Source organism: Maribrevibacterium harenarium, assembly GCF_006385675.1.
GTDB classification, from domain to species: Bacteria; Pseudomonadota; Gammaproteobacteria; order Pseudomonadales; family Marinomonadaceae; genus Marinomonas; species Marinomonas harenarium.
Genome location: NZ_VFRR01000119.1, coordinates 1 through 1,161, shown reverse-complemented (window position 1 = coordinate 1,161; position 1,161 = coordinate 1). Strand labels below are relative to the sequence as shown.

General features: G+C 38.4%; 1 tRNA gene. It reads right to left on the bottom strand.

Going from position 1 to position 1,161, the window contains the following annotated elements:
* Positions 1-1,025: 1,025 nt before the first annotated feature.
* A tRNA-Met gene (locus FJM67_RS17355) sits at positions 1,026-1,102 on the bottom strand.
* Positions 1,103-1,161: the final 59 nt, after the last annotated feature.

Sequence of the window (1,161 nt, the reverse complement as noted above, 5' to 3'; positions counted from 1 at the left end):
CATTACAGAGAAAGACCATCAAATGCACCAAAGTGCTCAACTCCTTCATTCAACAAGAATCTTTTATCATTGGTTTAAAGTGTTGTAGTGGTTGAGCAATACTTTGCAAGTGAGCTTCAGAAGCTGGGACATAAGGTCCGTATGATCGCCTTATCGCTTGCCCCCCCCTTTAGAATGTGAGAGTAGAGTGATCGCAATGAAGCCAAAGCAATTTATTTGATAGAATGCTAGCTAAGCCATTAGCGCATCGTCGAGTTCAGCAAAGCGTCTCCGATGGGAAAGCAATGTCTTCCCCTGAAACCCAGACAGGATTACAACCTAGCGGCACTTGCATCGAATTGTAACTGCAACCTAATACCTACTTTTAAAACTCTAACCATCAACTCATAACTTGAGATGTGTCATGAGTGTTTTGGTCACATAACTCCCCTACAGATTAGCCCTGATACAAATCTCCCCTATGAAAAAAAGAGCTTATTTTCATATACTTACAGATATTCGACACTGCGACAGTTTAAGTAGATTAATATCTGAGATTATACGCTTTGGTCACATTAAAATTGTGACCAAAGTTCAACGACATGCCAGTGATACCAAAATGCCCGAAAGCAAAACTTCCTCATTTCATGGGGGATTGTGCATGATATGTAACGGCTTAAGGGCGACGGAATACCAGCCTAAAAATCGAGTTTGGTCACATTTTGGTCACAGATTCGCCACAGTGATTTTTTGCATAAAATTTAAACAAGATAGCGACGTAACATCAGAAACTTCTAATTAATAAGAATAATGTGACAAAATCAGCAAGTGATCACAATGAAAGGTAAAGTTAGTTCATTTAGATTATAGGTGTGACCAAAAATAATGAATGAACTAAGAAAATAGTTTTATTTCAATTACTTAGAGGAAGTTTTTGTGACCAAAAATGTAGATTTATAACTTAGTCGAAACTTAAAGTCGTAGTAAGCCATTGATTTTGAAGAAAAAATTTATTTAATTTACCAATTCTTCCCGACTATTCGAATTGGTTGCGGGAGCCGGATTTGAACCGACGACCTTCGGGTTATGAGCCCGACGAGCTACCAGGCTGCTCCATCCCGCGTCATGTAAACTATTGATATAGCTGATAAATTTTCTTGAACTAGAAGAGAGTTATGTGAC